This is a genomic window from Isoptericola sp. NPDC056578 (genome assembly GCF_042793275.1).
Classification (GTDB): domain Bacteria; phylum Actinomycetota; class Actinomycetes; order Actinomycetales; family Cellulomonadaceae; genus Isoptericola.
The window spans coordinates 122,111-144,879 of record NZ_JBHTVC010000005.1 but is presented as its reverse complement, the minus strand read 5'-3'; the positions used below and the strand labels follow the sequence as shown (position 1 = coordinate 144,879).

Genomic DNA, 22,769 nt, shown 5'->3' with positions numbered 1-22,769 from the left:
GGGTCTCTTACACCCCCCCCACCCCCGCCCCCACCCCCCCCCCCCCTGGGGGTTCCCCCCTTTATCACCCCCCCCCCGGCCCCCAACCGCCTGGTCGGTAGGGGTCAGAGGGTCGCGCGGACCTCGCGGGCGGCGGCGACCAGGTGGGCGAGCGCCGGCTCGACCTCCGCGTACCGGCGGGTCTTCAGCCCGCAGTCGGGGTTGACCCACACCAGCGCCGGGTCGATCGCCTTGACGGCGAGCGTCAGCAGCTCGGTGACCTCGGCAGGCGACGGCACGCGCGGGGAGTGGATGTCGTAGACGCCAGGCCCGATGCCGCGCGAGTACCCGGCGTCGGCGAGCTCGGGCACGATCTCCATCCGCGAGCGGGCCGCCTCCACCGACGTGACGTCGGCGTCGAGGCCGTCGATCGCGCCGATGACCTCGCCGAACTCCGAGTAGCACAGGTGCGTGTGGACCTGCGTCGCCGCCTCGACGCCCGACGTCGCGAGCCGGAACGACCCGACCGACCAGTCGAGGTAGGCGGGCTGGTCGGCGCGGCGCAGCGGCAGCAGCTCGCGCAGCGCGGGCTCGTCCACCTGCACGATGCCGATGCCCGCGGCCTCCAGGTCCGCGATCTCGTCGCGCAGGGCCAGGCCTACCTGGTTCGCGGTGTCGCCGAGCGGCTGGTCGTCGCGCACGAACGACCACGCGAGGATCGTCACCGGGCCGGTGAGCATGCCCTTGACCGGCTTGTCGGTGAGCGACGCCGTGTACGCGGACCACTCGACGGTGATCGGCGCCGGGCGCTGCACGTCCCCCCACAGGATCGGCGGGCGCACGCAGCGCGAGCCGTACGACTGCACCCAGCCGTTCGCCGTCACCGCGAACCCGTCGAGCTGCTCGGCGAAGTACTGCACCATGTCGTTGCGCTCGGGCTCGCCGTGCACCAGCACGTCGAGGCCCAGCTCCTCCTGCAGCGTCACGACGCGCCCGATCTCCTCCCGCATCGCGGCGGAGTAGTCGGCGTCGGCGAGCTCGCCCTTGGTCCACGCGGCGCGGGCCTTGCGGATCTCGGGGGTCTGCGGGAACGAGCCGATCGTCGTCGTGGGCAGCGGGGGCAGGTTCAGCCGCGCCGCCTGGGCGGCGGCGCGCTCCGCGTACGGGCCGCGGGCGAAGTCGGCGTCGGTGAGCGCCGCGGCGCGGTCGCGCACCTCGGGCACGACGACGCCGGCCGCCGTCGCGCGCGAGGCCACGGCCGCGGACGACGCGGCGAGCGCGTCCTCGACGGCCGCGCGACCGTCCGTGAGGGCGCGGGCCAGGGTCGCGACCTCGCCCACCTTCTGGTCGGCGAACGCCAGCCAGTCGCGCAGGCGCGGGTCGAGGGTGGTGCCCGCCGCGTGCTGGTCGTACACCTCGTCCTCGACGTCGTGCGGCACGTGCAGCAGCGACGTCGACGTCCCGACGGCGAGGGCCCCGGCGCCGAGGCCGCGGAGCGCCTCGACGGTGCCGAGCTTGGCGGCCAGGTCGGCCCGCCACACGTTGTGGCCGTCGATCACCCCGGCGACGAGCGTCTTGCCCTCGAGGCCCGGCACCGGCCGGGCGGGCACGGCGCCCTTGACCAGGTCGATCGCGATCGCGTCGACGTCGGTCGCGGCGAGGAGCGCGAGGGCGTCCTCGTGCAGGCCGCCGAACGGCGCCGTCACCAGGATCGCGGGCCGCTCGCCGTCGGCGTCGTCGGTGGCCGTCGCGAGGTCGGTCGCCAGCGCGCGGTAGGCGGACGCGATCGCCGCGTGCAGGCGCTCGGCGGGCACGTCGAGCGAGTCGGTGACGAGCGCGGGCTCGTCGAGCTGCACCCACGGCACCCCGACCGCGGCCAGCGCGCGCAGCAGGTCGGCGTACGCGGCGACGACGTCGTCGAGCCGGTCGAGCGGGTGGAACCCGTCGCCCGCCTCGTCGGCCGCCTTGGACAGGGCGAGGAACGTCACCGGGCCCACGAGCACGGGACGCGTCGTGACGCCGGCCTCCTTGGCCTCGGCGTACTCGCGCACGATGCGGTGGTCCGCGAACGAGACCGGCGTCGTCTCGCTGATCTCGGGGACCAGGTAGTGGTAGTTGGTGTCGAACCACTTGGTCATCTCGAGCGGGGCGTCCTCGCCGCGGCCGCGGGCCACGGTGAAGTAGCCGTCGAGCTCGAGCGAGCCGTCCTCGTCGTCGAGCAGGTCACGGAACCGCTCGGGGACGGCGCCGAGCAGCGCGACGACGTCGAGCACCTGGTCGTAGTAGGAGAACGACCCCGGCACGGAGCCGTCGTCGGGGTTCAGCCCGAGCTCGACGAGGCAGCGGGCGGTCTCACGGCGCAGCGCGCCGGCCGTGACCTCCAGGTCGACGGCGTCGGTGCGCCCGGCCCAGAACGACTCGACGGCCTTCTTGAGCTCGCGGCGACGCCCGATGCGGGGGTAGCCGAGGATCGTGCCGCCGGGAAATGCCGCGGCGGGGGTGGTGCTGGTGGTGGACATGAGCACTCCAGAGTTCGGGCTCCGCTCAGACGGCGGGAGCCTGGGTCGGGATGCTCGGTACCCACGGCCTTCTGGCCAGGTCCGCGCCGTCCGACGTGACGTCGGCCGGCGCCGGTCCGCCGAGGTGGACACCCTCGAGCAGGTCCAGAGCGGGACGGTACTTGTTGAACGTGTACACGTGGATGCCGGGGGCGCCCGCGTCGAGCACGCGCTGGGCGAGCTCGACGGCGCGCGCGGTCCCGTAGGCGTGCTGCGCCTCCGGGTCCCCCGCGGCGTCGAGCGCGTCCAGCAGGTGCCGGGGCGCGCGGACGCCGGTGAGCTCCTCGACGCGACGGAGCCGGCGCGGCTCGGTCGTGGGCAGCTGCCCCGCGAGGATCGGGATCGTCACCCCGGCCGCGCGGGCCTCGGCGACGAAGTCGGTGTAGGAGTCGGCCTCGTAGAACAGCTGCGTGATGGCGAAGCTCGCCCCCGCGTCCTGCTTCTCCTTGAGGCGCCGGACCTCCTGGGCCCGGGTGGTGCCGGCCTGCACGTTGCCGTCGACGAACGTCGCGACGGCGATCGTCATCGGGCGGGCGGCGCCGCGCAGGGCGGCCCCGGGGTCGGTCGCGCAGCGCCGCGCCTCGACCTCGCGCAGCAGGTGCACGAGCTCGATCGAGGACGCGACGCCGTCGGCGGGCGGCTCCCAGTCCGGCTGGTCCTTCGGCGGGTCGCCGCGCAGGGCGAGGAACGCGCGGGTGCCGGCGTCGAGGAAGTCGTCGATGACGGCGGACACGTCCTCGCGGTGCGCGCCCACGCAGGTCAGGTGCGCCACCGGCAGGACGGGCGTGCCTTCGAGCAGGGTCGCGACGACCTGGCGGGCGGTCGCCCGGTCACCGCCGCCCGCGCCGTACGTCACGGACATGAAGTCCGGTCGTGCGGCGACGAGCCGGCGCGCCGTCTCCCAGAACTTGGGCGCGGCGTCCGGCCGGCGCGGCGGCATGAGCTCGAACGAGACCGTCGGGCGTGCCGGCAGCGCCGGGTGAACTGCCGGCTGAGCTGCCGGGGTGGGCGAAAAGGATGCCTCTGCGACCATGCGTCACTCCATCGATCCTGGCGTGAGCACCTTCGTCCTCGGGAGGCTTCCGTCGGAGAACGGGTTGCTGCGGCGTCGTCGAGCCAGGACTCTCGGCCGCTCTGGATGGCTTGTCACGCGATCGTACGCAGCATCCGCGATACGGGCGAGGATGAGACCGCCTGCTGAGACGATCGCGGATGCCGGGCGGGCGGGAACGCCCTGCTCAGGGCACCAGCACGACCTTGCCGCCGGCTTGGCCGCTCTCGACCAGGGCGTGCGCACGGGGCGCGTCGGCCAGCGGGAGCACCGCGCCGACGGTGGTCACGAGGTCGCCGCGGGCGAGGGCGTCGACGGCCTCGGCGAGCTCGCCGGCGTCGCGCTCGGACCGCCAGCTGGCCTCGACGCCGAGGTCTGCCGCGGCGTCGTCGGCGATGGTGACGATGCGCTCGGTGCCGCCGCGCAGGGTGATCGAGTCGGGCAGCACGCCCGCGCCGGTGGTGTCGAGGACGGCGTCCACGCCGTCGGGGGCGAGGGCGCGGACCCGCTCCACGAGCCCTGCGCCGTAGGTGGTGGGTGTCGCGCCGAGGGCGGCGACGCGCTCCTGGTTCCGCGGCGACGCCGTACCGATCACGCGGGCGCCGCGGCGCACGGCGAGCTGGACGGCCAGCTCGCCCACCGACCCCGAGGCGCCGTGCACGAGCAGCGTCTCGCCGGGCCGGACGTCGAGGAGGCGCAGCACGCGGGTCGCGGTCTCGGCGGCGACGGGGAGCGTGACGGCGTCGGTCGCGGCGAGCCCGGCGGGCACGCGGGCGAAGACCGACGTCCGGGCGAGCTCGGCGTACCCGCCGCCGACGGCGAAGCCCACGACGCGGTCGCCGGGCGCGACGCCGGCCACGCCGTCCCCGACCTGGTCGACGACCCCCGCCACCTCCAGGCCCGGCACGACGGGCGACGTCGGCGGCGGGCCGCCGGTCGTGCCGGCGCGGGACTTCACGTCCCAGCCGTTGACGGCCGCGGCCTCGACGCGCACGCGCACCTGGCCGGGCCCGGCCTGAGGGTCGGGGGCGTCGGCGAGATGCAGCACCTCGGGGCCGCCGTGGGACTCGAACACGATCGCGCGCACGCGCCCATCCTGGCCCGGCCGGCGCCGTCGCGCGCGCCGCTCAGCAGCAGCGCGAGCCGGGGTTGCGGTCCTGCTCCGCGTAGTGCTCCCGCCAGAACTCGCGCTCGCCCATCGGCGCGCGGCCGGGGTGGGCCGACCGCTCGTGCGCGACGTACGTCGCGTAGGCGTCGTCGCCCATCACCTGGCGCACGTACCAGCGCAGGCTCGCCCACCCCGCCGACGTCGCCCGGGCCAGCGCCCGGGCGACGTCGTGCACCCTGCCGGTGCGGGGCTCAGTGGTGCCCGGCACCGCTGGACTCCCGCAGGCCGGCGTCGGCCCACTCCTTCTCGATCCGCTTCTCGGTCGACGAGGCGAACAGGCCGGCCGGGGCGAACCGGCGCGACGCGACGGGCGCGTCCTCGTGGTTCTCGCCGCCGCCGGTGCGGAACGCCTTGATCGTCACGACCAGCGACGCGAGGATCACGACGATCGACAGCACCACGAACACGATCGACAGGGTGCCCTGCACGAAGGTGTTGCGGACCACGGCCTCCATGGCCGCGACGTCGGGCGCGGTGCCGAACGACGTCTCGCCGGCGGCGAGCGCGTCCTTGAACGCCCGGTGCTGCGCCCAGTACCCCACCGCGGGCACGTCCGAGAAGATCTTCTCGAACGACGCCCAGATGGTGATCAGCGCGGTGAAGGCCAGCGGCAGGGCCACGATCCACAGCCACCGCCAGTACGCGCGGCCCCGCTTCGCGACGATGGCGAGCACGACGGCGAGCGCGATCGCGGCCAGCAGCTGGTTCGCGATGCCGAACAGCGGGAAGAACGTGTTGATGCCGCCGAGCGGGTCGGTGACGCCCAGATACAGGATCGTGCCCCAGCCCGCGACCATGATCGCGGTGCAGACCCACACCCCGGGTCGCCAGCTCATGTCCTTGAACCGCGGTGCCACGTTGCCGATGGTGTCCTGCAGCATGAAGCGGGCCACGCGGGTACCGGCGTCGACCGCGGTGAGGATGAACAGCGCCTCGAACATGATCGCGAAGTGGTACCAGAAGCCCATCATCGCGGTGCCGCCCACCAGCTGGTGCATGATGTGCGCCAGCCCGAGCGCGAGCGTCGGGGCGCCGCCGGTGCGGGACACGATCGACGGCTCGCCCACCTGGGTCGCCAGGGTGCTGAGCATGTCGGGCGTGAGGTTGACGCCGGAGAGGCCGAGCGAGTTCACGAACGCGACCGCGCCCTCGATGGTGCCGCCGGTGGCGGCCGCCGAGGAGTTCATCGCGAAGTACACGCCGCGGTCGATCGAGATCGCGGCGACCAGCGCCATGATCGCGACGAACGACTCCATGAGCATGCCGCCGTAGCCGATGAAGCGCGTCTGGCGCTCCTTCTCCACGAGCTTCGGCGTCGTGCCCGACGAGATGAGCGCGTGGAACCCGGACAGGGCGCCGCACGCGATCGTCACGAAGAGGAATGGCCAGAGGTTGCCGGACACCACCGGGCCGGTCTCGCCGCTCGCGAACTCGCTGATCGCGGGCACGTTGATCTCGGGCCGCACGATGACGACGGCGCCGGCGAGCACCACGATGACGCCCACCTTCATGAAGGTGGACAGGTAGTCGCGCGGGGCGAGCAGCAGCCATACGGGCAGGACGGCGGCCACGAAGCCGTAGACGATGACGCCGACGGCGATGGTGGTGCGGTCGAGGTGGAAGAACTCCGCGCCCCACGCGGTGTCGGCCACCATGCCGCCGCCGACGATCGCGGCGAGCAGCAGGACGAAGCCGATGAGGGAGACCTCGGTGATCTTGCCCGGGCGCAGGTACCGCAGGTAGACGCCCATGAAGAGGGCGATCGGGATCGTCATGGAGACGCTGAACACGCCCCACGGGCTCTCGCCGAGGGCGTTGACGACCACGAGGGCGAGGATCGCCACGATGATGATCATGATCAGCAGGGACGCGACGATCGCGGCCACGCCGCCGATGCGGCCCAGCTCCTCGCGCGCCATCTGGCCGATGGTGCGGCCGCCGCGGCGCATGGAGAAGAACAGCACCGTGTAGTCCTGCACGGCGCCCGCGAGCACCACGCCGACGATGATCCAGATGGTGCCCGGCAGATACCCCATCTGCGCGGCGAGCACCGGGCCCACCAGCGGGCCGGCGCCGGCGATGGCGGCGAAGTGGTGGCCGAACAGCACGCGGCGGTCGGTGGGGACGAAGTCCTTGCCGTCCTCGCGCGTCTCGGCGGGGGTGGCGCGGCGGTCGTCGGGGCGGGTGATGTACCGCTCGATGACCTTCGAGTAGAAGCGATACCCGATGAGGTACGTGCACACCGACGCGAAGACGAACCAGATGGCGTTGATGGTCTCGCCGCGCACCAGCGCGATCATGACCCACGCGACGCCACCGAGCAGCGCGATCGCCGCCCAGAGCGCGATCTTCGCGGGTGTCCAGCGGGGCTTCAGGTCCTCGGCGGGAACCGCCGTCGGGGGGAGCGCGGGGTCGGGGACGATCTCGTCCGTCGCCGTGGTGGCTCCGGGATCTGCTGACAAGGTGAGCCTCCAAGGCGTCGCGTCGGCGGGACCCGACACAGGATAGGGGGTGAAGAAAGGGTGACGGAACGCCCGGAGCCTGGACGGTGTGGCGGCGGCCGTGGTAATCCGGCCTGGTCCCGCGGCGGAGCACGCGACGCCGTAGCCTGACGTGCATGGACACCGAAGAGCGCCTCGCCGTCTTCCTCGACTACGAGAACCTGGCGCTCGGCGCCCGCGACCACCTGGGCGGCATGCAGTTCGACTTCAAGCCCATCGCCGACGCGCTCGCCGTCCGCGGCCGCGTGGTGGTGCGGCGCGCGTACGCGGACTGGTCGTACTTCGACGAGGACCGGCGGATGCTGACCCGCCACCAGGTCGAGCTCATCGAGATGACGCAGCGGATGGGCGCGTCCCGCAAGAACGCCGCCGACATCAAGATGGTGGTCGACGCGATCGAGATGGCGTTCGAGCGCGAGTACATCACCACGTTCGTCATGTGCACGGGCGACTCCGACTTCTCCCCCCTCGTCCACAAGCTGCGCGAGCTCGACAAGAAGGTCATCGGCGTCGGGGTGGAGAACTCCACCTCCCGCCTGCTGCCGCCGGCGTGCGACGAGTTCCTCTTCTACGACCGGCTCGAGGGCGTCGACGTGCCCGACGAGTCCGAGGCGCCCGCCCCGAAGCGTTCCGGCCGGGGCGCCGGCAAGGGTTCCGCGCGGTCCGGTGGCGGCCGTGGCGGCCGCGCGAAGGCCCCGGCCCCCGCGGAGGCGCCGGTCGAGACCCCTGACGAGACCCCGTCGGAGGCGCCCGCCGAGACCGCGAGCGCGGCGTCGGGCACGACGACGCGCGGCCGCCGCAAGAAGGCGCCGACGGCGGAGGCCCCCGTCGTCGAGCCGGTCGTGGAGCCGGCCGCCGAGCGCGAGGCCGACGTCGAGCAGGAGGACGCCGCGGCCTCCGCGGGCGAGGACGCGCCGATGGAGGTCAGGGTGGCGCAGACGCTCGCCGACCTGCTGGCCTCGACGAGCGGCTCGGTCACGGCGTCGATGCTCAAGCGCACCCTGGTGCGCAAGGACCCCACGTTCAGCGAGTCCGACTACGGCTTCCGCACCTTCGGGGAGTTCCTGCGCTTCCTGGCGGACCGCGACTTCGTCGTGCTGTCCGCGGGCCCGTCGACCGGTGACCCGGAGGTGGCGCTGCCGGAGCAGCAGGACACCGAGGGCGCGTTCGACCTGCTGCGCCAGGTGGTGCGCGACGCGGGCGGCAGCGCGCCGTTGTCCGGGCTGAAGAACGAGGTGCGCAAGCGCCGCCCCGACTTCTCGGAGAAGGCGCTCGGCTACCGCGGGTTCCTGCAGTTCGCGAAGGGTGCTGCTGCCGCCGGCGCCGTCGCCCTCGCGTGGGACGACGACGCCGACGACTACCTGCTGACCGCGAGCTGATCGCCCGCGTGGGTCGGGCTCAGCGCCCGACGAACGCGAGCAGCGCGGCGTTGACCTCGTCCGCGTGCGTCCACAGCAGGCCGTGCGGCGCGCCCTCGACCTCGACGTACTCGGCGTCGGGCACGGCGGCGTGGAAGCGCCGGCCCGAGGCGTCGATCGGCAGGATGTTGTCCTTCGTGCCGTGCAGGATCAGCGTCGGCTTGCCCGCGTCGCGCACGGCCTCGACGTCGGGCCGGAAGTCCTCGATCCAGGTGGGGACGACGGCGTAGGCGGCGACGGGGGCCGAGCCCACCGCGGTGATCCAGTTGGCGCGCACGACCTCCTCGGAGATCCGCGTGCCGAGGTTCTCGTCGAGGTTGTAGAAGTCCTTGTAGAACTGCGTGAACCAGGCGTAGCGGTCGCCGCGGGCGGCGTCCACGATGCCGTCGAACACGGACTGCGGCACGCCCTCGGGGTTGTCGTCGCGCTGCACCAGGAACGGCTCGAGCGACGCGAGGAACGCGAGCTTGGCGACCCGCTCGTGCCCGTGGTTGCGGACGTACCGGGCGAGCTCGCCGGTGCCCATGGAGAAGCCCACGAGCACGACGTCCCGCAGGTCGAGCGTGGTCAGGACGGTGTCGAGGTCCTTCGCGAACGTGTCGTAGTCGTACCCGGAGCCGACCTTGCTCGACGCGCCGAAGCCGCGGCGGTCGTAGGTGATGACGCGGTACCCGGCGGCGAGGAGCTCGCGGGTCTGGAGCTCCCAGCTGTGCCCGTCGAGCGGGTACCCGTGCACGAGGACGACCGGCTGACCGGAGCCCTGGTCCTCGTAGTAGAGCTCGACGGCCGTGCTGTTCTCCTGCCCGACGGTGATGTAGCCCATGGTGCGCCCCTTCGAAGGAGGGGGAGAACGGTCGTTCTCCCGTTGTTCGCTACAGTAGAGAACGATGGTTCTCCCCGCAAGGGGAGGGCGGCGACGAGAGGGTGAACGATGCTCGACGAGAAGGCGGCGCGCGACGCGGTGGTCGTGGCCGCCGACCGGCTGTTCTACGCGCGCGGCGTCCAGGCCGTGGGCATGGACGCCGTGCGCGCCGAGGCCGGGGTGTCCCTCAAGCGGATCTACGGGCTCTTCCAGTCCAAGGAGGACCTGGTGGTCGCGGTGCTCGCCCTGCGCACCCGGCAGTGGACGCAGGGGGTGGAGCGCGCGGCCGCGACGGCCACCACGCCGCGCGACCGGATCCTCAGCGTCTTCGACTTCCTCGACGCCTGGTTCCGGGAGGACGGGTTCCGCGGGTGCGCGTTCATCAACTCCTTCGGCGAGCTCGGCGCCACCTCGCCCCGGATCGCGGAGGCCGTGCGGGGGCACAAGGAGGCGTTCCGGGAGCACGTCCTCGCCCTCGTCCGCGAGGCCGGGCTGCCCGACGCCGTCGCGCTGCAGGTCGTGCTGCTCGCCGAGGGCGCGCAGACCACCGCCGCGATCACCCACGACGTCGGCGTCGCCCGCGAGGCACGCCGCGCCGCCGAGTCGCTGCTCGCCGCGGAGACGGCGCGAACGCCCTGATCACACGCCCGCGAGGGCGGCCTCGGCGGGCCAGGGCGGAGCAGGGGGCACAATGGTGCGGTGACCTATCGGTTCCTGCGCCTCGTCCTGTCGCTCCTGGTGTACGTGCTCCTGCGCCCCCAGGTGACGGGACTGCACAACATCCCGCGGCGCGGTCCGGTGATCCTCGCGAGCAACCACCTGTCGTTCATCGACTCGATCATCATCCCGCTCGTCGTGCCCCGGCACGTCACCTTCATCGCCAAGGCGGAGTACTGGACGGGTCGAGGTCTCAAGGGCCGCGTCTCCCGCTGGTTCTTCACCACGATGGGCCACATCCCCGTCGACCGCGAGGACCCGCGCGCCGGCCAGCGGTCGCTCGACGACGCGCTCGTCGTGCTCAAGCGCGGCGGCGCCTTCGGCATCTACCCCGAGGGCACCCGCTCCCGCGACGGCAAGCTGCACCAGGGGCACACCGGCGTCGCCTGGCTGGCGCTCGCCGGCTCGGCGCCCGTCGTCCCGGTGGCCCTGCGCGGCACCGACAAGGTGCAGCCCGTCGGCAAGCGGCTCCCGCGGCCGACCCGCGGCATCCAGGTGCACTTCGGCGCCCCGATCGACCCGTCGCGCCAGCTCACGGCCGGCGCCCGCCCGGCCCAGGTGCGTCGTGAGCTGACCGACCACGTGATGTCGTCCATCCACAAGATGAGCGGCCAGGAGCTCGCCGCGTGACCCACCCCTCGCCCCCGTCTCGATCGAAGGGCGAGGAGGTGCAGCGCCTCTTCGACACGGTCCCCGGCTACTACGACCGGATGAACCGCCTCATGACGATGGGGCGGCACGCCGCCTGGTGCCGCGACGTCGCGCGCCGGGCGCAGGTCCCCGCGGGCGGGTCGCTGCTCGACATCGCCACCGGCACCGGCGTCATCGCCCTCGAGGCGGCCCGCCAGTACCCGGGAGCCGCCGTCCACGGCGTCGACTTCTCCGAGGGGATGCTGGAGGGCGCGCGCGCCAAGCCAGGCGCCGACGCCGTGACCTGGCAGTTCGCCGACGCCAACGCCCTGCCCTACGACGACGCGTCGTTCGACGCGGTCACCCACGGCTACCTGCTGCGCAACGTCGAGGACGCCGAGCGCGTGCTCGCCGAGCAGCTGCGCGTGCTGAGGCCCGGCGGCCGTCTCGTGCTGCTGGAGACCTGCCCGCCGCGCGGTCTGCTGCGCGTGCCCGTCACGCTGGGCGTCAAGGTCGTCGTGCCGCTGCTGGGGCAGCTCGTGGCCCGCGACAAGAAGTCGTACACCTACCTCGAGGAGAGCACCCTCGGGTTCATGTCCCCCGAGCAGGTCGCGTCGATCCTGTGGCGGCTCGGCTTCGATGACGTCACCTGGCGCCGCCGGTTCCTCGGCACCCACATGATCGTGAGCGCCCGCAAGCCGTAGCGACGTCGCGCGGTAGCGTCGAAGGATGCGCTCCGCGCCCGACGGTGACGCCCGTCGCTCAGCACGACCGGCTGGAGGCCGGGCGGTGCGCGGTGCGCTCACCGGGACGATCGCACTCGCAGCGCTCGCCGACGCCGTCTGCGTGCTGGGGCTCGCGGTGGTCGGCGTCGCGGGTCCTGCTCCCTTCGCAGATCCCGTGGGCTCGCTGTCCGCGACATGGCCGTTCCTCGTCGCCGCGGCAGTCGGATGGTGCGCGTCTCGCGCCTGGCGGTCCCCGTGGCGCCTCTGGCCGACGGGCGTCGTGGTGTGGGGGTGCACCTGGGCGCTCGGCGTCGTCCTTCGCGTCCTCGCCGAACGCGGCGTGTTCCCCACGTTCCAGATCGTGTCGTTCGGGTTCCTCGCCGTGACGATGCTCGGTTGGCGCGGCGTCGTCGCCATCGTCCGGATCCTGCGCCCCAGCCGTCCGCGGGTCATCGTCCTGATGGACGATGACGACGGACCGACCCGCTGAGCCACGAGCACGGGACGCCGGCCTCGTGGTGCCTGCCGTGCGAGCGTGGCAGGTGCGTCGTGCCTTCGGCGTCGTCGAGGCCGCTCTCTGCCGTGACCTGGCCGGTCGTCGTGGGTCCCCCAGCCGGGGGAGGCGCAGGGCTGGGCCGGTGGGCAGACTGGCGGGCATGACGGCGAGGACGACGGCGGGCAGCGGGCGGAGCACGCTGCGCTGGGCGCTGTCGCCGCTGACCAGCGCGTCGACCGTCCGGGCGGGTGTGTACCTCGTCATCGGCGGCGTGCTGGCGGGAGCCTACTTCGCGCTCGCGGCCGGGTTCGTGCAGATGTTCGCCGACCCGTCGACCCCGCGGGTCGCGGTCGGGGTGCTGGCGCTGCTGACGGCGGTCATCGTGGGGGCGCCGCCGTTCCTCGCGCCCGTGCGGGCGCTGGAGGTCGCCGCCGTGCGGACGTTCCTCGACGTCGACGCCCGCACCCTGCCAGATCCCGTCGGTGCGCCCACCGTCGCGACCCGCTGGCGCGGGGCCGCCTGGTTCGCGCTGCACCTCGTGCTCGGCGCCCTGGTCACGGTGGGGCTGCTGGTCGCGGTGCCGCTCGCCACGCAGCTGGTGCTGTCCGCGTTCGGCGTCGACCGGGCGTTCCTCGTGCAGATGGGCCCGACGTTCGCCGCCAACCCCGTCGGGTGGCTGGCGCTCGGCGTGCTGGCGCTGGTCGCGCTGCCGTACGGCACGGCGCTCGCACGACGCCTGCTGCGGCAGTCGGCCGAGCCGCTGCTCGGTCCGGACCAGACGGCGCGGATCGCGGAGCTCGAGGCGCGGGCGGACCGGCTCGCCGAGCGCGGCCGCCTCGCCCGCGAGCTGCACGACTCCGTGGGGCACGCGCTGACGGTCACCACGCTCCAGGCAGCGGCTGCCGCGCGCCAGGTCGAGACGGACCCGGACGCCGCCCGGCGGTCGCTCGCCGCCATCGAGGAGGCGGGCCGGAGCGCGATGGCGGACCTCGACCACGTGCTCGGGCTGCTGCGCGGCGGCGAGGCGGCCGCGGGAACTCACCGCGCGCCCGCCCGGTCGCTGGAGGACCTGCCCGTGCTCGTCGCCGACGCCCGGCACGCCGGGACCGACGTCCGCCTCGACCTGGACGCCGGTACCGCCGGCTCGCTGCCGCGCGCGACGTCGCACGAGGCGTACCGCGTGGTGCAGGAGGCGCTGACCAACGCCGTCCGGCACGCCCCGGGCCGGCCCGTGACGGTGCGGGTGTCCGTCGTCGACGGTGCCCTCGATGTCGAGGTGGCGAACCCGCTGCCCGCCACGCCGTCGCCGGCCACGCCGTCGCCCGGCGGCGGCCGCGGGCTGCACGGGATGGCCGAGCGGGTCCGCCTGCTGCGCGGCGAGCTCGAGGCCGGGCCGCGCGACGGCTCCTGGGTGGTGCGGGCGCGATTTCCCGTCGACCGGGAACGCGGTGCCTCGGCATGATCGCGCGATGGACGAGCTCTTCGGTGGGGACTGCGCGGCCTGCGGCCACCCGTGGTCGTGGCACCCGGTCGCCCTCGCCGGCCTGCGCGGATGCGTCCTCTGTGTCGAGGAGGAGGACCACGACCAGCGGGACGACATCTGCGCCCATTGGCCGCCGGACGCCGAGCTTCCCGCCGCCGAGGTCGTCCGCGCCACGGTGCGCCGCGGACGCTGGGGGTGGGGCCGACTGACGTTCGTCCTGCCCGACGGCAGTACCTGGGCGGTCCCGCGCCGTGGACACTGGACGGTGCCCGACGACGTCGCACGGGTCGAGCACGAGCTGGTGACCACGACCCTCGGCGCGTTCTGGGAGCGGCACTACCTCGGGTTCCGCTGAGCCGTGCGCCACGCCGCCCGCGCCGGCGCCGGTCCGTGTCCGCCGGCGATGCGGCAGGATCGACGGCGTGACCGTGCCTACCGACACCGCCGTCGTCCGTGTCGTCCTCGTCGACGACGAGCCGCTGGTGCGCGCGGGCCTGCGCGTCATCCTCGACACGGAGCCGGACCTGGAGGTCGTGGGGGAGGCGGGCGACGGGTCCGAGGTGCCGCAGGTGGTGGCACAGGCCCGGCCGGACGTGGTGCTCATGGACGTGCGCATGCCGCGGGTGGACGGGATCGCGGCCACGCGGGCGGTGGTGGGGGCGGGCCGACCGGGCGAGCGCGCGCCGCGCGTGCTGGTGCTGACCACGTTCGAGAACGACGACCACGTGCTCGACGCCCTGCACGCGGGCGCGCAGGGGTTCCTGCTGAAGCGGGCCCGTCCCGACGACGTGGTGCACGCGGTGCGGCTGGTGGCGCGCGGCGACTCCCTCCTGTTCCCGGACGCCGTCCGGCGCCTGGTCGCCGCGCACGGCCCGGGCGGCTCGGCCGGGGACGCCCTCCGGTCGGCCGGCCTCACCGAGCGCGAGGCGGAGGTGCTGCGGCTCGTCGCCGCCGGCCTGTCGAACGCGGAGATCGCGGGCGAGCTGTACCTCGGCGTCGAGACGGTGCGCACGCACGTCGGCAACGTCCTCGCGAAGCTGCAGGTGCGCGACCGCACGCAGGCGGTCGTGCGGGCCTACGAGTCCGGGTTCGTGCCGGTCGGTCGGGACTGAGCCCGCCGCCGCCACCGGTGGAGCGCCGCCGCGGCGAGGAGAGCGCCCGCCGCGGCCCCGATCGTGTTCGACAGCCAGTCGTTCGTGTCGCAGGACCGGCCGATCGCGGGCACCAGCGCCTGGACCGCCTCGATCGCCGCGGAGGTGGCCGACCCCGCGAGCAGCGCGAGCACCGGCCGGCGGAGCGCCACGGCCGCCAGGTAGACCGGCGGCACGAACAGGACGACGTTCGCCAGCAGCTCGACCCGGCCCGGCGTGGGCAGCGCCCAGCCCACGGCGCACCGCTCGAACAGCTCCCGGTCCACGGGCACCAGCGTCAGCAGCGCGACCGGGACGAGCGACAGCGCGGCCAGGACGGCGGCCGCCCGCGGCCGGTCCGCGAGCCACGGCCCGGCGAGCCATCCCACGGCCGCCAGGGCGACCAGCGCGACGGGGGACAGCCACGGGTGGGCGACGAGGACGGTCGAGATCACGGGCCCCAGTATCCCGGCGCTCGCGGCTCGCCGGCGTTCTCGATCAGCCCGGCGGTTGCGTCGTCGCTCGCCTCGCAGACGAGGTCGGCGTCGTCCATCCCGGCCGCGCCGCGAGGCGGCGGACCCGCAGCACCGCGACGACGACGGCGACGAGCGATCCGACGCCGGGCAGCACGGCGGCCATGACGACGACCGTGATGCGTTGCAGCCGGCTGAGGTGACGGTCCGTCGTCGTCGACAGGGCACAGGCGAGTCCGAGACCCCAGACGGCGAGGAGCAGACCTTCGACGGTGTTGACGGACATCATCGGAGGACCTCGGCCAGTCGGGCGCCGAGCGCCGTGCCGTCGGCGCCGTGCACCAGCGGCGCACCGGGGGCCGGTCGGTCGCCGGCGGCGCGCGGGCGGGCACCGTCGACCTGCCGGATGGCGATGGCGACGACCCGCCCCGGCCAGCGCGCGGACGCGCGCACGTACACGTCCTCGTCGAGCTGCCCGGCGTCGCCGACCAGCAGCCACCGCACCCGGGGGAACGCGACCATGAGCCGGTCGAGGCTGTCGCCCTTGTGCTGCGGGCCGCTGCGGAACCAGCCGGTCTGCGTCGGCCCCCAGTCGGTGAGCAGCAGCGGGCCGGGCGGGAAGCCGTGTCGGTCGAGGAAGCGGGCCAGCGTGCCGGCGGTGTTCCACGCGCCGTTGGACAGGTAGACGAACGGCGCGTCGGGGTGCTCGGCGGCGAGCCGCCGGTACAGCTCCGGCATCCCGGGGACGGGACGACGGGCGCTCGCGCGGGTGACGAACGTGTTCCACGCCGCGACGAACGGCCGCGGGACGGCCGTGACCATCGTCGTGTCGTCGATGTCGCTCACGACGCCGAACGTCGCGTCGTCGCCGACCACGACGACGGGCGCGGTGACCGGGGCGTCGACGTCGGCCCCGGTGCGCAGGGCGGTCAGGGTCGCGTCGTGCCGGCCGGGCGGCAGGGGGGCGTCGTCGGGCAGCGCCACCTCGACGTCGACGTACCCGGCGCGGTCGGCCACGACGTCGACGACGGTGCCGCCCACGGCGACACGCACCGGCTCGCCGGGCGCCGGCAGCGTGAGGTAGCTCCGCAGCGGGCGCCGGTCCGCGTGCTGGACCGGGGAGAGCGGACCCCGCACGCGCGACGGCGGCACCAGCAGCACTCGCGCCAGCACCCGCACGCCGCGCGGCGTGCCGTAGCCCGTGGACGCGAGCACGCGCGGCACCCAGCCGCGGCGGCGCAGGAACGCCCCCGCCACGGCGCACCACCAGTCCTCGACCACCGCCGCGACGTGCGGTCGCTGCGTGGGTCTCGCGTCGGAGTGCTGCGTGGCGGGGGCGTGCGGGCCGGGCATGTCCCGATCGTCCCTGCTCCGGGCCGGTCGCGCCCGTCGTCGCGTGTTCAGACCACGACCAGCGCCGCGATCCGCCACAGCCCGTTGAGCGTGGACCCCACGATGTCGAGGTCCGCGCCGCGGCCCGACGCTCCGCCGTCCAGCTCGAACGAGAACCAGACGAACGACCGGCTCGGCAGGCTGGTGTCGCCGGAGGCGCCGAGCACCGTGCCGCCCTCGGAGATCGTGGTGATCCCCGCGTCGGTGAGCGAGTCGCCGCTGAGCACCCACACGGTGTGCTTCCCCGCGGGCACGGGGATCCGCAGCGAGCTCGGCTTCACCTTCTGCATCACGATGTCGCGACGTAGGGCGTCGGCGTTGCCGCGGTCGCGGTGGTCCGGCTTGTCGCCGGTCCACCCGTACCCGGCGTCCTCGGAGAACACGTCCTGCGGGGAGAGGCGGGTGTATCCGGCCACGAGCGGGCTGGACGGGGTGCCCGCGTCGAACGCCAGGGCGGCGTCGTCGGCGTGCGGGGTGGTGATGACCTCGACCGCCCGTCCGCGCTCGACCTCCTCGTCGCCGCTGGTCAGGCGCACCTCGACGACGGCGAGGGTGGGCGCGGCCGGGGGAGTGGCGGCCACCGTCACCTCGGCGTCCTGTCCGGCGGGCACCGTGACGGTCGTGTCCGAGGCGGTCCAGCCGTCGGGGACGACCAGCGACGCCGTGACCTCGCGGTCCGCGGTGCCCGTGTTGCGCACCTGGACGGTGACGTCGTTCGGGCGGCCCGTCCACCACACCGGCTCCGCGATGGCCCGCAGCGCGAGCAGCGACGGCTCCGGCGCGTCGGCGTCCGCGATCGTGAGCGCGGTGAGGCGCCACGGCCCGCCCTGTCCCGTGAGGGTGAGGTCCGCCGTCCGGCCCTCGGCGCCGCCGTCGAGCGGGACGTCGAGCCACGCGAACGCGCCGGCGTCGAGCTTCTCGCCGGTGGCGACCGTGGTGCCGTCCACGGCGACCCGGGTGGCGGAGGCCGCGGACCCGATGTCGCCGACCAGCAGTCGCGCGGTGTGGGTGCCCGGTGGCACCGCGACCCGGAGCACCCGCGCGGAGCTGTGGAACAGGTGGTCGCGCAGCAGGGGGTCGCCGCCGCGGTCGCGGGCCGAGGGGGCGGAGCCCACCCACCCGAACCCGGCCGCCTCGGACCACGCCGACGCGGGCGTCAGGGCCGTGTACCCCGGCGCCGGCACGCCGCCCGCGGGGCCGCCGTTGAGCGCCAGGTGGCAGCGGGCACCCGCGGGCGCCACGACCAGCGTGGTGCCCCGCCCGTCGAGCCGCTGCAGCGCCGGCGCCACGTCGACGTCGAACCGGACCGCGTCCGCCTCGAGCGGCGGCGTGACCGGCACGTCCACCTCGACGGTCTCCGCGGACGCCGCGCGCCGCGTCGCCGGCTCCGTGGCCCAGCCCGACGGCGCGGTCAGCGTGACCGTCGTGTCGTGCGCCCGTGCGGAGGCGTTGGTGACCGCGACCGGCAGCAGGTTCTGCCGGCCGCCGAGCAGCAGGCGCGACCCGGCCGGCGCCACCTGGAGCCACTCGCGCCGCTCGTCGACCACGCGCCCCTGGTCGAAGAAGAACCCGACCACGACGTCGCGCCACAGCGTGGCGTGCGCGACCTGAGCCGCGAAGCTCGCCGCGACGTCGTCGTGCCGCTGCCCGTCGACCTTCCCGGCCAGCGACCGCCACGCGTCCGCGAACCCGGCGGCGTGCTCCACGCCGGTGAAGTGGGTGTCGTACAGGTGCTGGATGACGGTCTTGCCGGACCGCAGCCGGTGGCCGTACGGCACCCAGTGCATGAAGAGGAGCAGCTCGTCCGGGCACTCCTCGAGGGAGCCGTAGACGTCCGCCCACCCCGGCGGGTAGAGGCCGGTGAACCCGCTCCCGGTGGCCGCGGTGCGGTCGAACCCGGTGCCCTCCGACGTCGTGTGGTGCGACTGGTAAAGGGTGCTCAGGGGGTCCGGGTCGAGGTGCGACCCGCCCGGGTTGGTGAGGTACCCGAGCCCGAGCGGCGACGAGTAGTCCTCGTAGGTCGCGCGCGAGCGCATCAGCACGTCGACCACGGTGGCCGTGACCACGTCGTCGGTGCCGAAGGTCAGGCGCACCCACTCGGTGGCGAGGTCGCGCGGGTCGGCCCCCGGGTCCCAGCACAGCCGCCCGAAGGAGTACGTGTTGGCGGCGCCGAGCTGGTAGCCGGTCCAGTCCCGGTCGTCGCCGAAGCTGCTCACCCCGGCGATGCCGGCGTGCCGCGCCTCGACCGGTCCCGCGGTCACGACGTCCGCCACGGTGGGCCCCGTGCCCGGGCCGCCGGTCCGGAACGAGAGCACCTCCCGCCACATCGGGGCGAGGTAGCAGGCGTGGATCTCGTGGCCCGTGTACTCCTGCGTGAGCTGGAGCTCGAGCATCTGGTGGGTGTCGCGGAGCTCGCCGAACAGCGGGTGCACGGGCTCGCGCACCTGGAAGTCGATCGGCCCGTACTTGGTCTGCACGATGACGTTGTCGTCGAACTCGCCGTCCAGCGGCGCGAACTGCCGGTACTGGTACTCCGCCCAGTCGCCGAAGTCCTCGTGCACGAAGCTGCGCCAGATGACGAGCCCGTCGTGCGGCGCGAGCGCCTCGGCCAGCATGTTCGCGCCCTCGGCGTGGGTGCGCCCGTAGTCCAGCGGGCCGGGGCGTCCCTCCGAGTTCGCCTTGACCAGGAACCCGCCGAAGCCGGGCAGGGCCGCCACGATCTCGGCGCACTTGTCCCGCCACCAGGCCCGGACGCGAGCGTCGGCCGGGTCGGCGGTGGTGATCGGGTCGGCGTCGTCCGCCGTGAGGAGCATCGGGCCGGCGTAGTTCACCGACACCCACAGCGAGATCCCCCACGACGCGAACAGCTCCGCCAGGGGCGCGAGCCGGGGCAGCATGTCGCTCGTGATAAAGCCGACGTTGGCGTTGACGTTGTTGACCACCGAGGCGTTGACGCCGACCGACGCCATGGCCCGCGCGTAGTCGACCACCCGGTCGGAGACCTCCGGCAGGGCGTCCCAGTCGAAGATCGACGTGCCGGCGTACCCGCGCTCGATGGACCCGTCGAGGTTGTCCCAGTGGTTCATCATGCGCAGCGGGGTGCGCGGGGACTCGTCGGCGGACAGCCTCGCCAGCGGCGTCTCGAGCTGCAGCAGCCGGACCAGGTGGAACGCCCCGGCGAGGACGCCGCGATCGGTGTTGCCCGCGACCACCACGCGCCGTCCGCCGCCCGCAAGCCCCGTCGTCGTGATGACGAAGCCCTGGTCGCCGACCTTCTTCAGGCGCCCCCGGCCCACGCTGGTGCGCACGACCGACGACCCCTCGAGCGTGCCGAGGACGACGGCGGCGCGGGCGGCGCCCGTCGTCGCGGGCGCCGTCCCGATGAGGCCCTCGATCGCGCGCCGCACCTCCGCCTCGGCGTTCGCCAGCACCGCGCCCGCACCCTGCCGGGCCACGCTGGTGAGCGCGGCCCGGTACTCGCGCAGGCGGCCGGGGTCGGCCGTGAGGTGGTAGCGGAGCCACAGGTCGTAGCCGTCCTCGTCCGCGAGCCCCGCCGGGGCGGCGAGCGCGGTGGCGGCGCCCCAGGGCGCCATCGTCGCGGCGAACGCGAGGGCGGACGCCTGCAGCACGGAGCGTCGGGAGACCTCGCGCTCCCGCGCGCTCCCGTGGCCGCTCACCGGTAGAACCGCACGTAGTCGAACTCCGCGGTCAGGCCCTTGCCGGCGAGGGAGACGAGGCCGATCCGCGGCTCCTGCCCGGCGGGCAGGTGCCAGACCCCGCCCCACACGTAGTGCTGGCCGTCGCGGCTCGTCGCCGCCCGGAACAGGTGCTCGCCGGTCTTCGGGTCCACCGTGTGCCGCAGGCGGAGCCACATGGTGTCGGCCGACGGGCCGATCTGCATCTCCGGCCAGCTGTCGCGGTCGCGGCCGATCCACAGGAACACCTGCCGCGACGGGCCGGTGCGCGTGGGTGCCAGGTGGATGGAGTCCGCCGGGCTCTGGAACGCGATGAGGCCGGCCTGGCTGCGGCCGTCGGGGGCGTCGGTGATCGGCAGGTGCAGCTTGGTCTCCGCCGTGTACGTGCCGGTCGGGGCGTCGCGCAGCAGCGCCGACGCCATCGTGCCCTTGCCGGAGAAGTCCGCGTCCTGCGTGGGCCACACGTACTCGCCGTCCGCGACCTTGCCGTCGGCCGGGCCGAACCACGACCAGCCGTCGAGGTCGTCGTCGTCGAACTCCTCGCCGTACTCCGTGAGCTCCGGCCCGACCTCCGGGTCGGCCACCTTCTCGGTCACCGGCGTGTAGAGCGTGGTGACGCCCACGTTGTCGGCCTCGCCGGAGCCCCGCGTGGACGCGGCGCCGCCGCGGTCCCACGAGCGCGGCACGTCGACCGACAGCTCGGCCAGCGGGATGCCGAGCAGGTCCGCGCTGATCTCCACGTCGGCCCTGCCGTCGCGGACCTGCGCGGTGAGGGAGTGCCAGGTGCTCAGGTCGACGCCGTCGTCCAGGCGCACCGTCCTCTTCTGCACGACGACGCCGTGCCGGGTCAGCTCGACGGACAGCCGGCCGGAGGCGTCGAGCCAGGCGATCGCGTGGTCCCTGGACCCGTCCGACGCGAGCACCAGTCCCACGCGGCCCGCGTCGTCGCGCAGCCGGACGTCGGCCTCGATCCGCACGTCGCCCTTCGGAGCCTTGCGGGGCAGCAGCAGCTGCGGGGCCGCGCCGCGGCTCTGCGGGCGGGCGTACCCGCCGGAGTCGGCGTCGGTGCCCGTGGTCCACCTGCCCGCGCCGACGGCGTCGAAGCCGCGCAGGCCGTCGGAGAAGTCGCTGCCGGCGTCCCACGCGGCCACGGGCGCGGTCTCGACGTCGTCGCTGGTCCACTCTCCGGCGCGCACCGTGGGCCAGCCGTCGATCCAGTCGAGGCGGTCCATGACGGCGGGCCGCCCGCCCCAGCTCGGGTCGGTCTCCGTACGGTCGAAGCCGTTGGTGAGGATCCAGTCCTGGCCGGACTTGTCCACCACGTTGGCCGAGTGCCCCGTGGACACCCACCGGTTGCCGTTGGGAGAGTTGACGATCGTGCCGCCCAGGTGCAGGCCGGTGAGCCCCACGCCCTCGGCGTCGACGAACGGGCCCATCGGGTCCTTGGCCCGGCCCACGAACACCGGGTAGGCGCCGTCGGCCTTCGCGCAGCACCCGAGGCCCGAGTAGAAGAGGTAGTACCAGCCGTCGCGCTTCACGACGTACGGGGCCTCGCCGCGACGGGCGCCGACCACCTGCACCGAGTCGCCCACGACCTCGGTGCCGTCGTCGTTCAGGTGCACGGCCTGGATGCCGCCGTCCTTGAACGAGCCGTAGTAGAGGTACTTCTGCCCGTCGTCGTCGACGAAGACGGCCGGGTCGATCTGGTTGACCACCTTGTCCTGGTAGTCGTAGGGCAGCACCGGGTGGCCGATGTCCGTCCACGGGCCGGCCGGGTCGTCCGCGGTCGCCAGCGCGATCGTGTTCTCGTCGTTGCCCGCCACCGAGTAGTAGAGGTAGTACTTCCCGTCGATGTACCGGACGTCGGGCGCCCAGTAGTACGTGGTGGCGAAGTCGCGCCACTCCGGGTGGTTGTCCGGCCCGAAGACCTCACCCACGTACTCCCAGCTCACCAGGTCCTTCGACCGGGTGATCGGCATGAAGTACTGGTCCTCCCAGGGGCCGCCCTGGTTGTCCTTGCGCATGCTCGTCTGGGTCGCGTACGCGTACCAGTACCCGTCCTTGCCGCGGATGATCGACGGGTCGGAGAACGCGTCCGCCAGGTCGTCCATGACGTGGTTCCGGTAGGTGCCGGGTGCGTCGTCGGGGTCGGCCGAGGCGGTGACGCCCGACGACGCGACGAGACCGACCGACGCGGTCACCGCGACCAGCAGGGCGGCGACCCTCCCGCGGCGAAGCGTGGTAGCTCGTGACATGGGTGGGACAACTCCTTCTGCAGGGCCGGGACGGCTGTGTCCCGGACAGGTGAGGGTGTTGCTTCGCCGCGGCGCGCCGATGCGCCGAGCGGGTGGTGCCGAGCAGGGCCGAGCGGGTGGTGCCGAGCAGGGTGGGGGGGCCCCGGGGGGGCCCCCCCCCGGGGTGGACGGGCGCTGAAGGAGTGCGGGCGCGAACAGAGACCCAGGGGCGGGCGCAGTGGGGCCGGGGGGGTTGA

The 22,769-nt window shown here is 74.1% G+C and carries 19 protein-coding genes and 1 riboswitch; of the genes, 8 read left to right on the top strand and 11 right to left on the bottom strand.

Annotated features, from left to right (window positions below):
* Positions 1 to 104: 104 nt before the first annotated feature.
* The 5 genes from metE to ACFQ80_RS03885 all read right to left on the bottom strand — a co-directional run bounded on the left by metE (position 105) and on the right by ACFQ80_RS03885 (position 7,218).
* Positions 105 to 2,498, bottom strand: coding sequence for a 5-methyltetrahydropteroyltriglutamate--homocysteine S-methyltransferase (metE, locus tag ACFQ80_RS03905; protein ID WP_430562633.1), 2,394 nt, complete (start codon positions 2,496 to 2,498; stop codon positions 105 to 107).
* Positions 2,499 to 2,523: 25 nt separating this feature from the next.
* Positions 2,524 to 3,570: a methylenetetrahydrofolate reductase gene (locus tag ACFQ80_RS03900; RefSeq protein WP_430562632.1), complete on the bottom strand. Its 1,047-nt coding sequence runs from the start codon at positions 3,568 to 3,570 to the stop codon at positions 2,524 to 2,526.
* 5 nt (positions 3,571 to 3,575) lie between these two features.
* A riboswitch (SAM riboswitch) is annotated at positions 3,576 to 3,682 on the bottom strand.
* Positions 3,683 to 3,775: 93 nt separating this feature from the next.
* Entirely contained in the window at positions 3,776 to 4,675 is a 900-nt protein-coding gene (locus ACFQ80_RS03895; protein ID WP_430562631.1) for an NADP-dependent oxidoreductase, read from the bottom strand.
* A gap of 40 nt (positions 4,676 to 4,715) precedes the next feature.
* Entirely contained in the window at positions 4,716 to 4,964 is a 249-nt protein-coding gene (locus tag ACFQ80_RS03890) for a YbdD/YjiX family protein (protein ID WP_430550807.1), read from the bottom strand.
* Positions 4,948 to 7,218 carry a carbon starvation CstA family protein gene (locus ACFQ80_RS03885; protein ID WP_430562630.1) on the bottom strand — a complete coding sequence of 757 codons (2,271 nt, stop codon included), beginning with the start codon at positions 7,216 to 7,218 and terminating at the stop codon, positions 4,948 to 4,950. Before ACFQ80_RS03885 ends, ACFQ80_RS03890 begins: the two co-directional genes overlap by 17 nt.
* A 155-nt stretch (positions 7,219 to 7,373) precedes the next feature.
* On the opposite strand from ACFQ80_RS03885, the gene ACFQ80_RS03880 reads away from it, so the two are divergent.
* The gene (locus ACFQ80_RS03880) at positions 7,374 to 8,636 is read left to right on the top strand and encodes an NYN domain-containing protein (protein WP_430562629.1); all 1,263 of its coding nucleotides are present in this window, start codon (positions 7,374 to 7,376) and stop codon (positions 8,634 to 8,636) included.
* A 19-nt stretch (positions 8,637 to 8,655) separates the two neighbouring features.
* Here ACFQ80_RS03880 and ACFQ80_RS03875 read toward each other — a convergent pair whose 3' ends face one another.
* Positions 8,656 to 9,498, bottom strand: a complete 843-nt coding sequence (locus tag ACFQ80_RS03875; RefSeq protein WP_430550810.1) for an alpha/beta fold hydrolase — start codon at positions 9,496 to 9,498, stop codon at positions 8,656 to 8,658.
* Positions 9,499 to 9,606: 108 nt separating this feature from the next.
* Between ACFQ80_RS03875 and ACFQ80_RS03870 the strand changes: the two genes are divergently transcribed.
* The 7 genes from ACFQ80_RS03870 (at position 9,607) to ACFQ80_RS03840 (ending at position 14,700) form a co-directional block, all read left to right on the top strand.
* The gene (locus ACFQ80_RS03870) at positions 9,607 to 10,176 is read left to right on the top strand and encodes a TetR/AcrR family transcriptional regulator (protein WP_430550811.1); all 570 of its coding nucleotides are present in this window, start codon (positions 9,607 to 9,609) and stop codon (positions 10,174 to 10,176) included.
* A gap of 60 nt (positions 10,177 to 10,236) precedes the next feature.
* Positions 10,237 to 10,884: a lysophospholipid acyltransferase family protein gene (locus tag ACFQ80_RS03865; RefSeq protein ID WP_429762715.1), complete on the top strand. Its 648-nt coding sequence runs from the start codon at positions 10,237 to 10,239 to the stop codon at positions 10,882 to 10,884.
* Positions 10,881 to 11,588: a ubiquinone/menaquinone biosynthesis methyltransferase gene (locus ACFQ80_RS03860; protein ID WP_430562628.1), complete on the top strand. Its 708-nt coding sequence runs from the start codon at positions 10,881 to 10,883 to the stop codon at positions 11,586 to 11,588. The genes ACFQ80_RS03865 and ACFQ80_RS03860 overlap by 4 nt, the downstream gene beginning before the upstream one ends.
* Before the next feature lie 85 nt (positions 11,589 to 11,673).
* Positions 11,674 to 12,099, top strand: coding sequence for a DUF3054 domain-containing protein (locus tag ACFQ80_RS03855; RefSeq protein ID WP_430562627.1), 426 nt, complete (start codon positions 11,674 to 11,676; stop codon positions 12,097 to 12,099).
* A 166-nt stretch (positions 12,100 to 12,265) separates the two neighbouring features.
* Positions 12,266 to 13,567 (top strand): sensor histidine kinase, encoded by a 1,302-nt coding sequence (locus ACFQ80_RS03850; protein ID WP_430562626.1) that lies wholly within the window; start codon positions 12,266 to 12,268, stop codon positions 13,565 to 13,567.
* Positions 13,568 to 13,574: 7 nt separating this feature from the next.
* The gene (locus tag ACFQ80_RS03845) at positions 13,575 to 13,943 is read left to right on the top strand and encodes a hypothetical protein (RefSeq protein WP_430562625.1); all 369 of its coding nucleotides are present in this window, start codon (positions 13,575 to 13,577) and stop codon (positions 13,941 to 13,943) included.
* Between the two features lie 67 nt (positions 13,944 to 14,010).
* Positions 14,011 to 14,700, top strand: coding sequence for a response regulator (locus tag ACFQ80_RS03840; protein ID WP_430550816.1), 690 nt, complete (start codon positions 14,011 to 14,013; stop codon positions 14,698 to 14,700).
* Here ACFQ80_RS03840 and ACFQ80_RS03835 read toward each other — a convergent pair.
* The 5 genes from ACFQ80_RS03835 to ACFQ80_RS03815 are packed head-to-tail and all read right to left on the bottom strand — an operon-like array spanning position 14,664 to position 22,533.
* Complete coding sequence (locus tag ACFQ80_RS03835; protein ID WP_430562624.1) at positions 14,664 to 15,173, bottom strand: VanZ family protein; 510 nt, start codon at positions 15,171 to 15,173, stop codon at positions 14,664 to 14,666. The genes ACFQ80_RS03840 and ACFQ80_RS03835 overlap by 37 nt on opposite strands.
* 43 nt (positions 15,174 to 15,216) lie before the next feature.
* The gene (locus tag ACFQ80_RS03830; RefSeq protein ID WP_430562623.1) at positions 15,217 to 15,477 is read right to left on the bottom strand and encodes a hypothetical protein; all 261 of its coding nucleotides are present in this window, start codon (positions 15,475 to 15,477) and stop codon (positions 15,217 to 15,219) included.
* Positions 15,477 to 16,544 (bottom strand): App1 family protein, encoded by a 1,068-nt coding sequence (locus ACFQ80_RS03825; protein ID WP_430562622.1) that lies wholly within the window; start codon positions 16,542 to 16,544, stop codon positions 15,477 to 15,479. The genes ACFQ80_RS03830 and ACFQ80_RS03825 overlap by 1 nt, the downstream gene beginning before the upstream one ends.
* 47 nt (positions 16,545 to 16,591) lie before the next feature.
* Complete coding sequence (locus tag ACFQ80_RS03820) at positions 16,592 to 20,260, bottom strand: alpha-glucuronidase family glycosyl hydrolase (protein WP_430562621.1); 3,669 nt, start codon at positions 20,258 to 20,260, stop codon at positions 16,592 to 16,594.
* Complete coding sequence (locus tag ACFQ80_RS03815; protein ID WP_430562620.1) at positions 20,257 to 22,533, bottom strand: family 43 glycosylhydrolase; 2,277 nt, start codon at positions 22,531 to 22,533, stop codon at positions 20,257 to 20,259. The genes ACFQ80_RS03820 and ACFQ80_RS03815 overlap by 4 nt, the downstream gene beginning before the upstream one ends.
* Positions 22,534 to 22,769 lie beyond the last annotated feature (236 nt).